This is a genomic window from bacterium (assembly GCA_009926305.1).
Taxonomy (GTDB): domain Bacteria; phylum Bdellovibrionota_C; class UBA2361; order UBA2361; family RFPC01; genus RFPC01.
On the sequence record RFPC01000026.1, the window covers coordinates 14,743 to 31,997 of the forward strand.

At 46.9% G+C, this 17,255-nt stretch carries 13 protein-coding genes; 7 read left to right on the forward strand and 6 right to left on the reverse strand.

What is annotated here, in order from left to right; translation table 11 throughout:
- Positions 1–276: 276 nt before the first annotated feature.
- On the reverse strand, positions 277–1,458 hold the full coding sequence (locus tag EBR25_06065) for a hypothetical protein (protein ID NBW40559.1): 1,182 nt from the start codon (positions 1,456–1,458) through the stop codon (positions 277–279).
- Positions 1,459–1,707: 249 nt separating this feature from the next.
- On the opposite strand from EBR25_06065, the gene EBR25_06070 reads away from it, so the two are divergent.
- Together EBR25_06070 and EBR25_06075 are read left to right on the forward strand one after the other, a co-directional pair.
- Positions 1,708–2,991, forward strand: coding sequence for a hypothetical protein (locus tag EBR25_06070; protein NBW40560.1), 1,284 nt, complete (start codon positions 1,708–1,710; stop codon positions 2,989–2,991).
- Between the two features lie 111 nt (positions 2,992–3,102).
- Positions 3,103–3,324: a hypothetical protein gene (locus tag EBR25_06075; protein ID NBW40561.1), complete on the forward strand. Its 222-nt coding sequence runs from the start codon at positions 3,103–3,105 to the stop codon at positions 3,322–3,324.
- Positions 3,325–3,345: 21 nt separating this feature from the next.
- On the opposite strand, the gene EBR25_06080 is transcribed toward EBR25_06075, so the two are convergent.
- Positions 3,346–5,808, reverse strand: coding sequence for an FAD-dependent oxidoreductase (locus tag EBR25_06080; GenBank protein ID NBW40562.1), 2,463 nt, complete (start codon positions 5,806–5,808; stop codon positions 3,346–3,348).
- A gap of 270 nt (positions 5,809–6,078) precedes the next feature.
- Here EBR25_06080 and EBR25_06085 point away from each other — a divergent pair, with 270 nt between their 5' ends.
- On the forward strand, positions 6,079–6,669 hold the full coding sequence (locus EBR25_06085) for a hypothetical protein (protein NBW40563.1): 591 nt from the start codon (positions 6,079–6,081) through the stop codon (positions 6,667–6,669).
- Positions 6,670–6,768: 99 nt separating this feature from the next.
- On the opposite strand, the gene EBR25_06090 is transcribed toward EBR25_06085, so the two are convergent.
- Both EBR25_06090 and EBR25_06095 read right to left on the reverse strand, forming a co-directional pair.
- Complete coding sequence (locus EBR25_06090) at positions 6,769–8,076, reverse strand: aminotransferase class I/II-fold pyridoxal phosphate-dependent enzyme (protein NBW40564.1); 1,308 nt, start codon at positions 8,074–8,076, stop codon at positions 6,769–6,771.
- 153 nt (positions 8,077–8,229) lie between these two features.
- The gene (locus tag EBR25_06095) at positions 8,230–9,267 is read right to left on the reverse strand and encodes an NAD(P)-dependent alcohol dehydrogenase (protein ID NBW40565.1); all 1,038 of its coding nucleotides are present in this window, start codon (positions 9,265–9,267) and stop codon (positions 8,230–8,232) included.
- 289 nt (positions 9,268–9,556) lie between these two features.
- Between EBR25_06095 and EBR25_06100 the strand changes: the two genes are divergently transcribed.
- Positions 9,557–11,413: an alanine--tRNA ligase gene (locus tag EBR25_06100; GenBank protein ID NBW40566.1), complete on the forward strand. Its 1,857-nt coding sequence runs from the start codon at positions 9,557–9,559 to the stop codon at positions 11,411–11,413.
- 72 nt (positions 11,414–11,485) lie between these two features.
- On the opposite strand, the gene EBR25_06105 is transcribed toward EBR25_06100, so the two are convergent.
- A complete protein-coding gene (locus tag EBR25_06105; protein ID NBW40567.1) occupies positions 11,486–12,580 on the reverse strand; it encodes a ferrochelatase in 1,095 nt (364 codons plus the stop codon).
- A 130-nt stretch (positions 12,581–12,710) separates the two neighbouring features.
- On the opposite strand from EBR25_06105, the gene hemC reads away from it, so the two are divergent.
- Positions 12,711–13,655 carry a hydroxymethylbilane synthase gene (gene hemC / locus EBR25_06110; protein NBW40568.1) on the forward strand — a complete coding sequence of 315 codons (945 nt, stop codon included), beginning with the start codon at positions 12,711–12,713 and terminating at the stop codon, positions 13,653–13,655.
- Between the two features lie 236 nt (positions 13,656–13,891).
- Positions 13,892–16,168 carry a TonB-dependent receptor gene (locus EBR25_06115; GenBank protein NBW40569.1) on the forward strand — a complete coding sequence of 759 codons (2,277 nt, stop codon included), beginning with the start codon at positions 13,892–13,894 and terminating at the stop codon, positions 16,166–16,168.
- A 245-nt stretch (positions 16,169–16,413) separates the two neighbouring features.
- Here EBR25_06115 and EBR25_06120 read toward each other — a convergent pair whose 3' ends face one another.
- Positions 16,414–16,773, reverse strand: a complete 360-nt coding sequence (locus EBR25_06120; protein ID NBW40570.1) for a hypothetical protein — start codon at positions 16,771–16,773, stop codon at positions 16,414–16,416.
- Between the two features lie 25 nt (positions 16,774–16,798).
- On the opposite strand from EBR25_06120, the gene EBR25_06125 reads away from it, so the two are divergent.
- On the forward strand, positions 16,799–17,255 hold a 457-nt coding region (locus EBR25_06125), incomplete at its 3' end, for an alpha/beta fold hydrolase (GenBank protein ID NBW40571.1).

Below are 17,255 nucleotides of genomic sequence, written 5' to 3' on the forward strand. Positions count from 1 at the left end.
CATGAGGGTGAGAGAATCAATACAAACCGCCCGACACCAGATGGTGTCGTTCTCTGGGCTGGCTCTATCTTATGAGAGGCGTGGTTCCCACCCTCGCTATGTAAGTGCCTTATTTAAATCTGTTTTCCATTCTAAGTCTACCCTTTGGGCAGGATTCTTTCCGAATAGGGTGAATTATCCGTCACTCTGGGGCGGAATGACTCCGATCTGATTGGCGAAAGGAGCGGAGCCACAACCCATTTTTGAGTCTTTTTCACTGCTTCAGGCTGGGTCTCGTTACGATGAATTCCTGGAAAAATAGCTCTTCAGAACAATGGCTCGGTCAGTATCTTCGGAGGCTAGGGAGAGCGTGCCATCGAGACTGCATTCCGAGCGAGGATCCCAGATCTGCGCCTCCATATAGGCATGTACCGCATAGTTGGTGTGAGCAATATCATTGATAAAAGCTCGTTTTTTCTTTTTCCCCGTGAATTTCTCGCGAGCGGCCTTTGTAAGTTTTAGTTTGCCTCTTTTCCCGAGTTTAATATGACTCTCCTCTGAATTATCTCGTTCTAATTCTTCTAGTGTGTCCGCGAGAAACAAGGCTCCATCTTGGGCGCATGCTGAAACAGCGACTTCCCCGATACTTAATTTCGGTGGATAAGCAGTGTTTGATAATTCTCCTTGTCTCGTTGCCTTAAAGACTTTCTGTAGGAAGGGAGCTAGCCCCATTCGAATTTTTCGTTGAATTTTTTTCTGCTCTGGCCTGCTCAGGCTAAAGGGATCTGAGTCAACACCAGTGTGTTGATACGAATTAAAGAAGTAAGCGTTATATGCGAACTCTATATTTTCATCGTCGATAGCAGGAAGGTCTTTTAGGCTATACGGGGAGCCATAGAGGCCTTTTACAACCAGGGGCACTTCGCTATCAAGCACCCGAATAGCTGCTATCGTCTCAAGTAATAGCGTATTCCAATCAACAGCATCTCCTCCAAACAGCTCGTCTCGAAGAGCTGGTTCATTTACGATATCAAAACCGAGAATTGCTGGATGCTCTCCATATCGGACGATAATCTCTTCCCATTTATCTATGAAGTCGTTTTGCAGCGTTCTATCGGAGAACATCGCATAGTGAGATGGCGATTCTCTTGTTTCAAATCCACCTGGCGGCGAATAGAGAATGAATACTATTTGTAGCCCAGCTGCTTGAATAAGAGGGAGTTTCTGGTCAAGGAGTGCAAACTGAGTCTCCATCATCGCATTATACGCTTCTCCAGTTGTTCCATCCATTTCATCATTATTCCCCACTTGAATTCGAAGGAAGTTCACGTTCCATTCGTCACGAAGCTCGGTGAGCACCTCTTCAGAGATAACCGAGACAGGGATTTGAAATCCTCTCAGAGACGGAGTCGCATGACTGGAAGAATGAATGAACAGAAAAACAAGGAAGACGAACAAAAAGAATCGAGTTTGTTTCATGAGAAAAATACCTGCTAATGCCCTACTCTCTGATTGTAGCAAGGTAATCAAAGTCAGACCAGAGAGATGAGCTAAAATACGAATAATTCGCTTCTCTGATTCAGATGATAAAATTAATCGTCACAAAAAGTAACGATATGAAAGCTCTGGGGCTTGCAAGACTTGTTTTTCGTTCGTTTTCACTTGAGAATGGACCCGTTCTTTGAGCAACTTTCCTTTTGGGCTTTTCCATTTTAAAGAGGAGCGAACGTGTCTTCGAAGTTAGGGAAAATTTGTTTTTTGGCAGCGCTTCTTGTTGTTCCTTTAGCGATGTTTTTTTTGTCGACTGAAAAAGCGCCATTGAAAACGGCGGATGTAAAAAGCCCCTATAGAACACGAGCGAGAATGCAGGCTGATGATCAGCCACCGTCGGTGCATGCGCCTATTCCTGATACGAAAGAATCCTTGCGCCCGGCAAAACGGGTTGTTTCTATCTCAACGGATCGGTCGTATCCGGGTGTTACGATCATTCCTCAGTCAGGAAACGAGAAGATCGATCTGATCGATAAAAATGGAGCTCTGATCCATCAGTGGAATTTTGATGCCGCTAGAGCTCGCCTGCTTCCAAATTGTAACCTTTTGGTGGTGCATGGCTCGAAGTGGGGGCTGATGAGAGAACCATGGAGTTCCTTAAAGCATTTTGTGCGTGAATATGACTGGGATGGAAACCTTCAGTGGGAGTTTAAGGCCCCTGGAGCAGTGCATCATGATGTGCAGCGACTTCCAAATGGAAATACTATTTTTCTTTATCGTTCTGTGCTTCCTGAGGAGCAGAGAGCGCTCTTGAAAGACCCTGCTCGGCGGGAATTAGTAAACCGCTCAGATGGGATCATGGAAGTCACACCTCAGAAAGAAGTGGTTTGGGACTGGAAGCTGCATGAGCATTTTGATCCGAATGCTTGTGGAAGTGAGCCTTGCCCCTTTATTACGAAACGTGCCAGGGATGGCAAGAAAGAGTACGACTGGACTCACTCAAATTCCGTTACGGTAATACCCCCGAATAGGTGGTTTGATGCAGGCGATGCGCGTTTCAAACCAGGTAACCTCATGATACTTGTCCGGAATTGGAGCACTGTCTACGTGATTGAACGCCCGTCAGGGAAACCCGTATGGAGTTATCACGGCACGTACAAAGGTGGTCTTAGCGGAGGACATGAGGCGTTCATGATTACCGAAGGTCTTCCTGGTGCTGGTAACATGCTTGTGTTTGATAACGGCAGGGATAAAGGGACTTCATTCGCTTTAGAGATTGCACCTGACACAAAAGAAGTTGTCTGGGCGTATGATGTAGGAGATGAGTTCTATAGTGGTGCAGCTGGTACTCTTCAGCGACTTCCGAATGGAAATACCCTGATCTCTGAGGATGTGCCGGGACGGAATTTTGAAGTCACTCCTGAGGGCAAGAAAGTCTGGGAAGTGAAAAACCCCTATAGGACATGTCGCCCCCATCGGTATCCGTATGGATACTGCCCCAACCTGAAAGAACCATCGTGATAGGGAAGATAATTTTTACTAGGCGGCATTTCGCTGCTATCCTATGCTGGTAGGAAGCATTCCTCAGTTACCGTCATTAATAAGAGAAAACACGCGGGATCATACAGTAGAATGGGAATCATTGAAGATATAAAGAGCGCGGGCAAAGAGCTCGTTGATAAGGTGAAGCAGGGGCTAGAGAGCCTGGGTGAGGTGCTCGATGGAGCTATTCAGGGTGGTGGAGAAGAGCCAGTCCCTATTCCGGTAAAAGAAGAAAAGAACGGTCGAAAAGGCACGCATCAGAATTATAAATTAGTGTCGTTATCAGAGCTCACTCTTTTTGAAAACAAGTAGTAGCCTTTTTACCGAATAGTTCTAGGCTTTAATTCGCAACATCTTTGGATCGTACATCGGAGCGAGGGAAGCTTGAGCAGGATACTTCTTCCCAGCAATTTCTATCTTCCAATCGGTGTCGTGAATATATTCTTCAGTGACTGGCACCTTCGCCTCGACCATTCCAAGACCAACTGCTCCTCCAAGAGTATGTCCATAAGAAGCAGCGCGAATATATCCGCATGGGATATCATTGCTGTAAATAATTTCTCCATGAAACATCAGCGGTTCGCTGTCGAGCAGTAAGAATTGGAGTAGTTGATTTTTTAAGGGAATTTCTGCTTTTCTCTTGATACAGGCGTCTTTGCCAATAAAGTCACCGCTTTTTTTCAGTCTTACAGCAAAACTCAATCCTACATCATAGGGGGAATCCAAATTGTCGATGTCATGCCCGTAGTCTCGGTATGCCTTTTCCATGCGGAGGCTTGAGAGCGCCTTGAGGCCCGCATGTCGGAGTCCTAAAGGAGCGCCAACTTCGAGGATACGATCATACACGTAGGCGGCTTGTTCAGCAGGGATGTTGAGTTCATATCCAAGTTCACCAAGATACGTGATTCGAACACAGAGTGCTCGCGCCAGTCCGATATCTATTTCACGGGCAGTGCGGAACGGAAATGCTTCATTTGAAAGATCGGTGGTAGTAAGCATTTGAAGCAGCTCGCGCGACCTGGGTCCTTGAATATTGAGTTGTCCGTAAGCGCTTGTGACATCAGTGATAGTAGCATGAGCAGATCGAGGGGTATTTTTCCGTAGCCATGTCTCAACATGTCTGTGCATTGTATCAGTTGCAACTACAATGAACTGATTCTCTTTTACTTTGATAACCGTAACATCTCCTTCAAGCGTTCCCTGGTGATTAAGCCACTGGGTATACGTAATCAATCCTGCTTTCCCATTTACTTCATTGGCAGAAATGTAGTTCAAAGTCTCTCCCGCATCGTTCCCCTGCACTAAAAACTTAGACATGAAAGTCATGTCCATGGCGATCACACCTTCTCGGCAGGCTCTATGCTCCTCTTCCCATTGGGCGAACCAGTCGGGTCGTCCCCAAGTAAGAGTGGGCTCTGATGTAACGGGACCGCTAGGAGAGTACCAATCAGGAGATTCCCATCCACTGACGTCCTTAAAATAGGCTCCAGCCTTCGCGAGTCGATCGTGAAACGGAGAGCGCTTGATTCCTCTCGCAGTCTGAGGCGTTCGAGTCGGATAGTGACATTTATAGACCAGACCGAGAGACTCCAGGGCACGTTGACGCCTGTACTCCTGATTTGCTTGATATTTGTGAAATCTATCTACGTTGAGGGAGCAAGTAACATCAACATCTGGATGCCCATTGACGATCCAGTGCGCGACAACTCGTCCAAGTCCACCACCAGTGATGATTCCTACTGAGTTAAGTCCTGCTGCAACAAAGTAGTTCCCTACTTCTGGTGATTCTCCAACAATAGGTCCGAGGTCAGGAGTGAAGCTCTCTGGTCCACAGAAAAACTTTCGTATCCCAGTCTCGAGTGATACGGGAACTCGGCTCATTGCTTTCTCAAGAAACGGAGTCATCCGTTCCCAGTCGGGTGGAATGTCACCAAACGAGAAGTCATTTGGTATTTGGGAAAGATTCCATGAGGCGCATTCTGGCTCAAAGAGCCCGATCATAAGGCCACCCGTTTCCTCTCGATAGTAGCCGTGACACGAAGGGTCTTCCAAAATTGGAAGATCGCGGGGAATTCCTGGAATTTCATCGGTAATCAGGTAGTAGTGTTCCGCGGCTTGATTCGGAATAGTAACACCAGAGCGTTCTCCGAGCTGGCGCGCCCACATGCCAGTGCAGTTTACCACGAATTCAGCCGTGATATCGCCTTTGGCTGTCTTTACACCCGACACCACATCGTTGGAGATTAAGACTTCTTCTACGGGCGTATTTTGAAGGATAGTAACCCCCTTTTGTTTCGCTCCTTTTGCGAGTGCCATCGTTACATCAACAGGATTTATGCGACCTGATTCGCGAACATAAAATCCTGCAAGTACGTCTTTAACTTCAGCGTATGGAAAGAGTTTTTTGACTTCTGAAGCCGAAATTTCTTCTGCATCAATCCCGCAGTATCGATTAAAAGCAGCAACCCGACGAAACTCTTCAAGTCGATCGCGGTCAGAGGCTATCTCTATGAATCCCACTTCTTTATAACCAGTAGACTGACCAGTTTCTTTTTCCAGTCGTTGATAGAGCTCTCGAGAGTATCGACGCATACCAATAGAGGTCTCTGACATTGAGCCGAAGGTTGTCATGAGACCGGCGGCATGCCACGTGGTTCCTGAAGTCAGTTGGTCTCGCTCCAGGAGTATTACATCCTTCCAGCCCATCTCTGCCAGGTGATACGCTACCGAGCACCCAATGATGCCACCGCCGATGACTATAACGCGCGCTTGAGTCGGGAATGTGGTTTCGGGCATAAAGCTCTCGATAAAATGTTTTGTAGCAAATGGTAGTAAACAAAGTCACTTGCGTCACGATACTTTCCTTTTGAACCGTAGCGAAGCGCTAAAATAAAAGTTTTTTGCTTAAGAGTTCAGATTGAGCTTAACTGATCAGCACTGGTGTATGGGTGAAGACGCTCGCTCCTGAACGTCTTCGGGGATTCCGAAAAGACAATGTAATAATAGTATGTTAGGCAAGCCTGTCTTCGCTTGTTGTGACAGCTGCATATAAGGAAACACCTCACCATGATGAATCAACCAAGTTCTTCAAGTAATAGCGATTGTCCTCTCAGCCCAAGCGGTATTCGTGGAACATCACATCCCGGACTTCCAAGGAACAACAACGGAGTTGAGGTTGTAAGGAGCTCGGCGCTTCTTCTCTTTGATCAAAGAGTAAAAGCGTTCGATGCGGTACAGAGCGAGAAAAGGAGACTTTTTGGCGAGCAAGTCTCATCAGATATTTCTCAGGAGATTGATAAATACTCGGCCAGGATCTACGAGTTAAGCAATGAGAGCGGAGTTCCATACAAGAGAGGGAGTAGTGAGCTCAGTGAAGTCCTTGAGGTAATGCCACCTCGTTTTATCGCTCTTCTTACCCGATTTTCTCATGAACTCTCAATGCGGGTTGAAGGAGAGAAGATTGTACTCGCGGCTCTTGAGACGGTATGTATTGAACAAGCTGCTGAGCAAGATGCCTGGAATCAGATCGGAAAAAAAGTAAAACTTAATGAATCCATTAAAAGTGCTATTGAGTTAGAGGCTCAGAAGCTTATGAGCTTAAACCACATCGCACGAGAATTCGAAGGACGAAAGGCTCATCCAAGGCTGGAGTTTTAACGAAGAAATCGTTTTGCAATACAAGTATGTCGCCTCAGCTCTGTTGGGTAAGGCCCTCTATTCGGTAAGGTGACTTTTATACTGTCTCAGAGCGTAATACTACGAGAGACTCGCTATTCTATCAGCTATCGCCTCAATATTGTGGGCTTTGACTGCTGCAAAGTTAATGCGTTTCCCTACCATGTAAATCTGCGCATCTCTCTCAAGGCGGTCAGCGATACTATCGCTGATCGGCAAGAACGAAAACATTCCCTTCTGAGTGGCGATTTCCCCAGTGGAAAGGCCCCGTTTTTCAAGGGCCGATACCATGAGCTCTCTTCCGTTTTGAATCTGTGTTGCGATCTCTTTTTGCTCGCGTAGCCACTGGGCACGGGGCTCTGTCTGTAACAAGACCTCTGCCATGGCTCTGGCATGGAGTGCTGGGGGATTTGAGTAGGTTGTTCTGATTATAGACGCCAAGTTTTCTTTTATTCTGAGAGACTGTTCTTGTGAGGAGCCTGTGTCAGGGGGGGTAATCACCAGAAGAGCCCCTAGCCGTTCTTCGTAGAGACCTGCAGTTTTTGAGAATGAAAAACAGAGGAGGGTAGGGACTCCCATTTCAACAAACTTCCGAACGCCATAAAGATCTTGATCTACAGAGTCGCCAAACCCTGCATAAGCTGAATCAAATAAAGCAACCAAACCTCGCTTTTTGTAAAGCTCTGCAGATTCATCCCATTGCTCTTTCGTCCGGTCACATCCCGTTGGATTGTGGCAGCACGCATCCTCTTTGATCACTGTTCCTCGGGAAAGCTCACTATGAGACTCCATCATCTCTGAAAAATCTAAAGTGTTTGTGCTCCAGTTCAGGTAAGGAAATGCGGGTGTCTCCAGACCTGCTGTATTAAACAGCTTGTGATGGTTGGCCCAGGTTGGATTACTAACATATATTTCCGAGACGCCGCCTTGTTTGAGGAGTTGCGCAGCAAGATTGAGAGCTCCTGTTCCGCCAAGAGATTGCACTGTTACCAGTCTTCCTTCCTGTCGTAGGGAGTGCGCTGTATTCTGACCAAGAACAAGATCTTCAACGCCTGCACAGAAATTCGGCTCTCCCGTAATTGGAAGATATCCCCCATTTTTATCTACGTTCAACCGTACACGAGCCCGGTCGACAGCTCGGGAGACACTCTCCATCTGAGGCGTTTGCCCCTTGTCATTAACAAACTTTCCTATCCCTAGGTTAATGGGCTCGAGTTCAAGCTTCCCTGAGTGGTAGCTTCGTTCTGCTGCTTTAAAGCGGGCGTTGAGGGCAAAAATTTTGTCTTCAGGTTGTTTTGAGAGCCTGAGAAAAGGCTCTCCGCTTCGAAATGAAGGTAGTGAGCCCGATAGTGGATGGTAATGCTGATTCTCTCTTTTTTCTCCGAACATAAGCTAATCTCCCCCAAAAGATAAACAGCGTTATACTATGAAGTGGGGCTTAGCTCAAAATGTTCTGCTAACTAGCTGATTATACCCACAGTGAAGCTCTTTTAATAGCCATTTACTGGGGGAGAGGGGATTGGTTTTCCCTGCTTTTCACACTTAAAACTGCTTGCAATCTATAACGAAGCGGTATTTTACATCGCTTTTAAGAATGCGTTCATAGGCCGTGTTGATCTGTGACGGTTCGATGAGCTCAATGTCTGAGGTAATACCGTGCTTTCCGCAATGATTAAGCATCTCTTGAGTCTCAGGAACCCCTCCAATAAGAGAGCCCATGAGTTTTCGTCGCCCAAAAATGAGAGGAAATGGAGGCAGGTCCAAAGGTTTTTCGGAGGCACCTACAAGAGCGAGTGTGCCCTCTCGCTTGAGTAAGCTAAGAGCTTGTCCTATATCATGCCGAGCTGAGACGGTGTCGAGTATGACATCAAAGTATCCAAGCCGGTCTGAGACTGCTGCTTCATCAGATGTAAGCACAAAATGGGCGGCGCCAAGCCGTTCTGCATCTGTACTTTTTTCTGGTGTCCTTGAAAGTACGGTCACTTCTGCGCCGAAGGAGGCGGCTAGCTTTACGCCCATGTGTCCGAGTCCACCAAGACCAAGAATGCCGACACGATAACCATCTCTTACGCCCAGAAACTTCAAAGGAGAATAAGTGGTAATCCCAGCACAAAGAAGAGGAGCGGTGCCAGCAAGCTCTAAGTTTTCTGGTATCGAGAAAACAAACCGCTCGTCTACCACGATATGATTAGAGTACCCTCCCTTCGTATAATCTCCGTCTGGAAGTGGAGAATTGTACGTTCCAACGAATCCTTTCTCACAGTATTGTTCTAACCCATCATTACACGAATGACAGGAGCAACAGGAGCCGACCATGCATCCGACTCCCACGGTCTGTCCCTCAGAAAAGTGAGTAATATTTTTGCCAACCGAGCGAACAACCCCAATGATTTCGTGTCCTGGTACGCAAGGATAAAAAGCAGGGCCCCATTCGCTTCGAGCGGTATGGATATCGGAATGGCAAATTCCGCAGTAGAGAATATCAATTGCGACATCGTTGGCGTCTGGATTACGACGCGTAAAGGAAAAAGGCTCAAAGCGTCCTTCTGCTGAGTGATTAGCGTATCCTCTGGTATTCATCGTTGTTTTCCTTAATGAACATGTTTTCTGGAGCAGCATGGCCTCTTGAGAGGGAGAGTTCTCGATCTCGGAGCCCAAGTTCTTCAGGTAAGGTAGCGCGTCTTTGAGGGCTCCGCCATGATATTTCCGAGAGGATGTTGAACCCGTTCTATGAGGTGTCTTTAAGCAGTACCTGGGACAGGTTGTGATTGTAGCTCACTTCTTTATCTGATATTCCTCTGGGTGTTGAGTCTTCTGTAGAAATAGAGGACTTTGCCTAGGGCAATTGTGATCACAAAAAGGAGGCGCTTTGACCCCAGATCAGTTACGACAGTCATTTTTGAAGTTCATGGAGAGGCAAGGTTCAGTCATTGTTCCGTCCTCAAGTCTCCTCCCAGAAAACGATCCAACTACTCTATTTACCGGAAGTGGCATGCAGCCAATGATTCCCTATCTCCTCGGCGAGCCTCACCCGAGTGGAACTGATATTGTGAATGTTCAGAAATGTCTCAGAACTGGTGATATTGATGAGACAGGAGATAGCTCTCACTTAACTTTCTTCGAGATGACTGGAAGATGGGAATTTGGCGCGGATCCAAGCCAGTACAAGCGAACTCAGATCGAAGCTATTTGGAAGTGGCAGGTTGGAGAGCTAGGTCTTGCAGCCGACCGACTCTATATAACGGTCTATCAGGGTAACAAGGATTTTGGAATCGCAAGAGATGATGAAGCGATTGATATCTGGCGAGATCTTTTTCTTGATGCGGGCATAGAGCCGACCGTCGAAGATGAGCCGTGGAAATATGGTGCTTCTCGAGGCGGAAGAATTTTTGTTTATAACGAAAAAGAAAATTGGTGGAGCAGGTCAGGAGTTCCGGCAAATATGCCTATAGGAGAGCCAGGTGGTCCTGATAGTGAAATGTTTTTCGATTTTGATCCTGACGGGGCTCCAAATGACCACCCCGCTGATTCTGATCGACGGTTCTTGGAAATCGGTAATAACGTGTTCATGTCATATCAGAAGACAGATCAGGGATTCATTCCATTAGAGAAGCCAAATATCGATTACGGTGGGGGGCTAGAGCGACTAGCAGCAGCTGTGAATGGGGATCCGGATACGTATCTGACGACGTTCTTTAAGAATCCCCTTCAAGAGCTCTCGAACATTACAGGAAGAGCGTACGAAAACAATGAACGAGCATTCCGTATAATTCTTGATCATACTCGAGCGGCAACCTTTCTCATAGGTGATGGGGCACCGCCAGCGAATAGTGATGCTGGCTACATTACGCGACGGCTCGTAAGGCGTGCTATTCGAGTTGCCCGGTCTCTTGGTATTGAGGACCCATTTTTGTCGAAACTGGCGACTATTTATATTGAAGAGGCCTCTGCCTATCCGCAGCTTGCTCAATCTTCCGCAAATATTCTTTCGGTCATTGAAAAGGAAGAAGAACAGTTTCAGAAAACGCTTCACACGGGCGAGCGTGAGATGAAAAAACATCTCGAGCAAAAGGGGCAGGTAAGCGGCAAGGATGCGTTTTACTTTTATGAAACCTTTGGATTCCCTCGAGAGCTTACCGAGGAGTTTCTTACAGAGCACGAGGCAGTACTTGTTGATCCAGAAGGTTTTGAGGAAGCAGCGAAGGCACACGCAGAGAAAAGTCGGACTGCTGCCGAAGGGAAGTTTAAGGGAGGACTTGCTGATCACAGCGAGAAGACAACAGCGCTTCACAGTACATGCCACCTGATGCTTGCTGGCTTACGACTGGTTCTTGGCGATCATGTCCACCAGAAGGGGAGCAATATCACGGCGGAACGAATCCGATTTGACTTTAGCCATCCCGATAAGATGACTCCAGAGGAGGTCAAAGCGGTTGAGGATTACGTGAATGAGGCGATTGATTCTCAAGCAAAAGTAACCATGCTTACGATGCCGAAGGAAGAAGCGCAGAGTAGCGGGGTAGAAGGAAGCTTTTGGGAGAAGTATCCAGAGACGGTGAAAGTCTATGTATTTGAGGATGGCTCTCAAAAACTCTGGAGTAAGGAGCTCTGTGGTGGGCCTCATGTAGAGAGTACGAATGACATCAGCGAATATGGTCGCTTCAAAATCAAAAAGGAACAGAGCAGTTCTGCTGGAGTGCGTAGAGTCAAGGCAGTTCTAAACTGAGTGTCTTGAACTCCGTTAGCTGAGCGGATTAATCGGTGTAGATTACTAGGTGTAAGGCCTGATAATAAAGGACTATGCGCGCCCACCGCTGCTGGTCGGGCGATCCGAGTTTTCCTCTCGCGAGCCACCCTCGCTAGGCTTTGGACGCTGAGGCATATCATACTTACAACAGTCTACGGGACATACATCATGCCACGCGCCTAGTTCTCCAAGGGCAAGCCTTTCCTCAGTCCCAGATATTCTCTCCACAATCAACTCTCGGATCATTGAGATGAAATCTGGATGGGTTCCCACGGTATTTGCTCGCAGAAATGTCATGCCAAGTTCTTCGGCTTCTTCAGTGCACTCAACATCCAAATCTTGCATGACCTCCATGTGGTCTGTGACAAACCCAATCGGCATAAGCACCACGACATCCCGTTCTTGTGCTGCCAGATCCCTCAACACATCAAGTACATCTGGCTCAAGCCACGGTTGAGACGGTGGGCCACTTCGGCTTTGGAAACATAATGTGTAGTCATCTCTGCCAAGCTCTTTTGTTATGAGGCGGCACGCTTCATTGAGCTGAAGTTCATAGGCAGCATTTTTGCTCATTCCAAGAGGTATACTATGTGCTGTGAATACCAGTTCAGCGCGTTCCCGCTTATCAGGAGAAAGAAGCTCGAGGGCCTCAGCGACTTGAGCAGTAGCGGCTGTAATGAACCGCGGGTGATTAAATCCCATCCGTACTTTTTCAACGATGGGGGCGTCGTCCCCCACTTGCTCTTGTGCGCAGATGATATTCTCACGATATTGTCGACATCCTGAATAGCAGCTAAACATAGAGGTAAAGAAAGCAAGTGCACGCTTTTTGCCATCACGCTTCATTTCATCCAGCGCCTCGTGCAGGTAGGGCTTCCAGTTGCGGTTGCCCCAATAAATCGGGAGGTGTATCCCGTGTGCTTTCAGCTCCTCTGTCAGTTTCGCAATAATCTCTCTATTCTGCTCATTGATCGGACTCTTCCCGCCGAAGTCATAGTAGTGTTCGGCAACTTCAAGGAGCCGCTCACGTGGCACTGGCTTGCCACGAACCACATTCTCAAGGAAAGGCATTACTTCTTCAGGAGCCTCAGGGCCACCAAAAGAGACAAACAGTAATGAGTCGTACTCAGGAAGTGCTTCAGCCATTTTTCCTCCATCTATTTCCATTCGAGCTTACTTCTTTGAGTGAAAAAGTGGTAGTTTCCTTACAGATTTTGTAAACAATCAGGGCAAAGTATCCAGAGAAGATGCTGGAAAGAGACGGAGACTCCCTAAAATGAAATACATACTTGGCTCAAGAGGAAGTGCTTTGGCTCTTGCTCAGGTAGAGCTGTTCAGTAATGCCTTTCTCGCCGCCCATTCAGAGGATGAGCTTGAGCTCTTGGTAGTGAAAACTACGGGCGATAAAAAGCAGGAGACACCGGAGGCCGCGATTTCAGATAAGCGAGAGTGGATTCATGAACTTGAACTCGGTGTGGCTGAGGGAACCCTTGATATCGCTCTCCACAGTGGTAAGGACGTGCCATGCGATATTCATGAGGAGACGGTTCTCGTTCCAGTTCTTTCACGTGAGAATCCGAATGATCTCTTCATCGGTAAGTTCTGTTCCGATAGAGGTCGAAGAGTGTTGTTCTCGGAGCTAGAAGAGGGTGCTGTCGTTGGGACTGCTAGTCTTCGGAGACAAGCGCAGGTCAAACGGTTGCGAGGAGATCTTCGACTGATAGATGTTCGAGGAAATGTACAAACGAGGGTGAAAAAACTTGATGATGGAAACATGGAGTTAGGCGGGATTATTCTTGCGGCAGCCGGCGTACATCGAATGGGCTCAGAATTGGTAGTGAAGGGAGAAGTCTTTTCAGCAGATCAAATGCTACCAGCAGTAAATCAAGGAATGTTGTGTGTTCAAGTACGACGCGATCGTTTAGCACTGATTGATCAGCTAGGGACACTTGCTCCTGAGCGAGATACTGCTTGTTTTTTCGCTGAAAGAGCAGTTGCAAAAATATTGGAAGGAGACTGTCATTCAGCGGTTTCTATATTTGCTTCTGCCGTGGAACAAAATAACGAGGTATCGCTTCGAGCAGAGGTTTATGACCAGAGTTCTTTACGAACACTTCGAGCTTCAGGAAGCGGAGTGCTTCAGGAAGCAGAGGAGATCGGCAGGAGGGTTGGTGAACAGCTCCTCTCACAAGGTGCTACAGAGCTCTTACGACCCGAGTAGTTGGCGATTGCGAGGATAGTGAGCATTTGAGGAATATGAAACCTCAATCTGTTGATAACCGATTTAACCATTTGGGAAACAAAGAGATTCTATCCTCAGGTGCTTGGTAGAGTGAGATTTTCTCTCTCTTCGTATTGCATCCCATCGTTTTGCTTGGTATCTCAAACAACGCATTGGCATATGCTTCTTGGTGTGGGATGAATGGTTTCTCTTCTTCGCACGAAAGAAAAAAGTAAATGAATGAGAATCTGAGAAATAGCCAGAGGGTTACGATAATGAAACGCGAATGGAGTACGTACGGCATAAATTGGATGTTGGTGGTTCTTATCTTATTCGCTGTGTCTGGTGTTTCTGAGGTTGCCGCGCAAGATCAGCAAAATGGGTTTGGTCAAATCACTCGAAGAATAACCGTAGTTGGTTCAAAGGAAGTTGAGGATACAATTCCAGGTTCGATTTATTTTATGGAAGCAGAAGAGATGGAAGAGTCTCTTGGTGGCATTGACGATGCGCACCGTGTACTCCGTAGGGTTCCAGGTGTCAATGTTCAGGAAGAAGATGGATTAGGGCTGAGACCCAACATTGGTTTTCGAGGTGTTTCATCTGAGAGGAGTTCCCGCATCACCGTAATGGAAGATGGAGTGTTGAATGCACCAGCGCCGTACTCTGCGCCTTCAGCATATTTCTTTCCACCGATAGGTCGTATGGAGTCAATCGAGGTGCTGAAGGGAGCAAGTATCATTAAGTATGGCCCATATACCACTGGAGGAAGTCTTAATATGCTTTCCACGGGTATCCCTGAGAACTTTCGATTCTTTGGGCGGACCGAATTTGGGGAGAATGATGGAAGAAAGATTCATACTTCTATCGGCAATAGCGTTTCGAGAGGGGGAGTTCTTTTTGAGACCTATCAGCAGACAAATGATGGATTCAAAGTACTGGATAATGGGGGAGATACGGGCTTTGAGTTAGAAGACTATATCGGCAAATTTCGACTGAACTCAGCACCCGAAGCGGAGTTGTTCCAGACGCTTGAATTAAAGGCAAATTACTATAGTCAGGACTCGAACGAGACTTACGTTGGGCTCACTGATGATGATTTTACCCTTACCCCCTACCGCCGGTATGCTGGAACACAGCTCGACAACATTCAAGTTGATCGGCGTGCTTTTACTCTGACTCATTTTGTTGAGTTTGGTAGTGGGTTGGATCTGACTACAGTCGGTTATTATAACACGACTTCGAGGAATTGGTTTAAGCTCGAGAAGTCAGGTGGAGTATCAAGCACGAATATTTTTTCTAATCCCCTACTTTACTCTCAGGAGCTTTCTTGGATTCGTGGGGATGCGGACAGTCCCATCGATGCTCTTTCATTAAGAAACAATGCACGTGATTACGAAGCATACGGGGTGCAGTCGACGCTCGGATTAGACGTCTCTACGGGTGCTCTTCACCATGAGATTGAGTTCTCAATCCGCTATCACGAAGATGAAGAGGATAGATTCCAAGATGAAGATCTCTACCAGATAACGAACGGCACCCTCCTGCAGACGACAGATGGCGCACCAGGCAGTAATGCGAACCGTATTGGAAGTGCTGAGGCGCTCGCGCTCTCGGCAACCGATCGCATCACGTATAACGACTTTACCTTCACGCCAGGAATCCGATATGAGCGGATTGACTTTCTCCGTGAGGATTACGGAACAAGTGATCCTTCCCGCAGTGGTGCTAACGTAAAGAAGAACTCCAATTCCGTGGATCAGATCATCCCTGGTATCGGAGCTCATTATCAAGTGACCGATACTGTTGGTGCGTTTGTCGGAGTGCACCGTGGATTTTCTCCCCCTGGGCCTACGAGTAGTAGTGAAGTAGAGGCAGAAAAGAGTGTGAATTATGAGTGGGGAGGCAATTATATTGATGGCGATTTCCGTTCTGAGCTGGTGCTCTTTTATAACGACTACGACAACCTGCTCGGAGCAGATACAGTATCATCCGGCGGTCAGGGGACAGGGGATCTCTACAATGGAGGAGCAGCAGAAGTCTTTGGTGTTGAAGCGAGTCTGAAATATGACTTTGGAAAAACATTAGACTTTACCACGTATCAAGTTCCATTTTTTCTCGCGTATACCTATACGGATGCATCTTTTCAGTCTGATTTTGATAGTGAGTTCTTTGGGCTCGTTAATAGTGGAGATCCAATTCCGTATATTGCAGAAAATCAACTCTCCTTTGGATTAGCGCTTTCAGCCCCAGAGCATTCGATTGGTATTGAGGCGCATTATCAAAGTGAGATGCCAACGATTGCCGGGCAGGCTGGGCTTACGAGCCAAGATGAAACCGATAGTTTTTTTGTCGTTGATCTGAAGGGAGAGATAGTGCTCTCAGAGCAGGTGAAGCTCTTTGCCTCGGTCTACAATCTCTTTGATGAGAGGTATGTCGTCGCTAGACGCCCTGCGGGTGCACGGCCAGGTGCACCACAGCTCTTCTTCGCTGGTGTTGAGGTTGAGCTACGTTGATCTCGTACGGCAAGATTTCTCTTTGTGTTCTGCTACGATAATACATCGAACATATTACTTTTATTCAATGGAACAGGTAGGAAATCTTAAAAGCGATGTATTAGTTGTTAGTTACACTGATGGAGCTATTTGTTAAGGATGGAGAGCTTGAGCTGCGTTTGATCGAGCTATTTGTGGGATGGAGTATTTCCGAATTAGTCGTCCAACTGGGTAGAGCTCGAGCGATTGCCGAGAGAGAGAAAGATTTAGGAAGATTTTACTCCCTTAGGCTCACCAGTTGTACCAGAGGTGTATACTATAAGCCTTAAATCCTTAGACGCTGGTTCTTGTGTTGACAATTGACCCAGCTGTCCATTACTCCAAACAGCAGCTGGTTTACTATGAGAAAGAAGAAAGTCTTTGGCACTTGTAGAAAGCGCTGGAGGTTGGGGGACAACAACGATTCCGCTTTCATACGCAGCGAGAAGAACAGCAGCAAACCTGACTCGGTTTTCATCACAAAGCAATAAACGTTGTCCTGGATCTATGCTTGACAATTCGTTACGATAATACGCAATCTGTTCTTCGAAGTGCTCAATTTCTTCATTTTGGCTATAAAGCTTCATGGCACGAGCTCAATGGGGGTAAGAAATGTCCACTAGTATAGAAACTCTTGAATTTAATAATCATGAAGGAGAAGCATTGTGGAGTCAATTTTCTCGCACTGACGATGCTCAAGGAACTCTCGTTTTCTTCCATGGTTTTCCAGGATCAAGCGATTACATCGTTTCACAGAGAATGAAAGACTTCTCTCGAAACTCCTACAATGTCTTGAGGCTTGACTTCAGCGGCTCGGGTCGCTCTAAGGGAAAGTTTGAAAATAAAACTATGACAAAAGAGGCGAAGGAAGTAATCACTGCTTTTGAGTTCGCAACAAAGCTTACCCCCAACCTCCCGGTCTCTCTCGTAGGTCACTCGACAGGAGCTATCGATGTTGCTCTATCATTCTCACATTTCCCTTCGACACTTTTAGAGCAAATTCATTCTGTTATTCTTCTTGGTGGTGTTTCCGATCTGAAAAAAGGGATTTCATACGACTTCTCAGAAG

Bases quoted from the DNA above. Each gene is read 5' to 3' on its own strand.
- EBR25_06075 (NBW40561.1), top strand. From the start codon at position 3,103: ATGGGAATCATTGAAGATATAAAGAGCGCGGGCAAAGAGCTCGTTGAT.
- EBR25_06065 (NBW40559.1), bottom strand. From the start codon at position 1,458: ATGAAACAAACTCGATTCTTTTTGTTCGTCTTCCTTGTTTTTCTGTTC.
- EBR25_06120 (NBW40570.1), bottom strand. From the start codon at position 16,773: ATGAAGCTTTATAGCCAAAATGAAGAAATTGAGCACTTCGAAGAACAG.
- EBR25_06105 (NBW40567.1), bottom strand. From the start codon at position 12,580: ATGGCTGAAGCACTTCCTGAGTACGACTCATTACTGTTTGTCTCTTTT.
- EBR25_06085 (NBW40563.1), top strand. From the start codon at position 6,079: ATGATGAATCAACCAAGTTCTTCAAGTAATAGCGATTGTCCTCTCAGC.
- EBR25_06090 (NBW40564.1), bottom strand. From the start codon at position 8,076: ATGTTCGGAGAAAAAAGAGAGAATCAGCATTACCATCCACTATCGGGC.
- EBR25_06080 (NBW40562.1), bottom strand. From the start codon at position 5,808: ATGCCCGAAACCACATTCCCGACTCAAGCGCGCGTTATAGTCATCGGC.
- EBR25_06115 (NBW40569.1), top strand. From the start codon at position 13,892: ATGAATGAGAATCTGAGAAATAGCCAGAGGGTTACGATAATGAAACGC.
- hemC (NBW40568.1), top strand. From the start codon at position 12,711: ATGAAATACATACTTGGCTCAAGAGGAAGTGCTTTGGCTCTTGCTCAG.
- EBR25_06095 (NBW40565.1), bottom strand. From the start codon at position 9,267: ATGAATACCAGAGGATACGCTAATCACTCAGCAGAAGGACGCTTTGAG.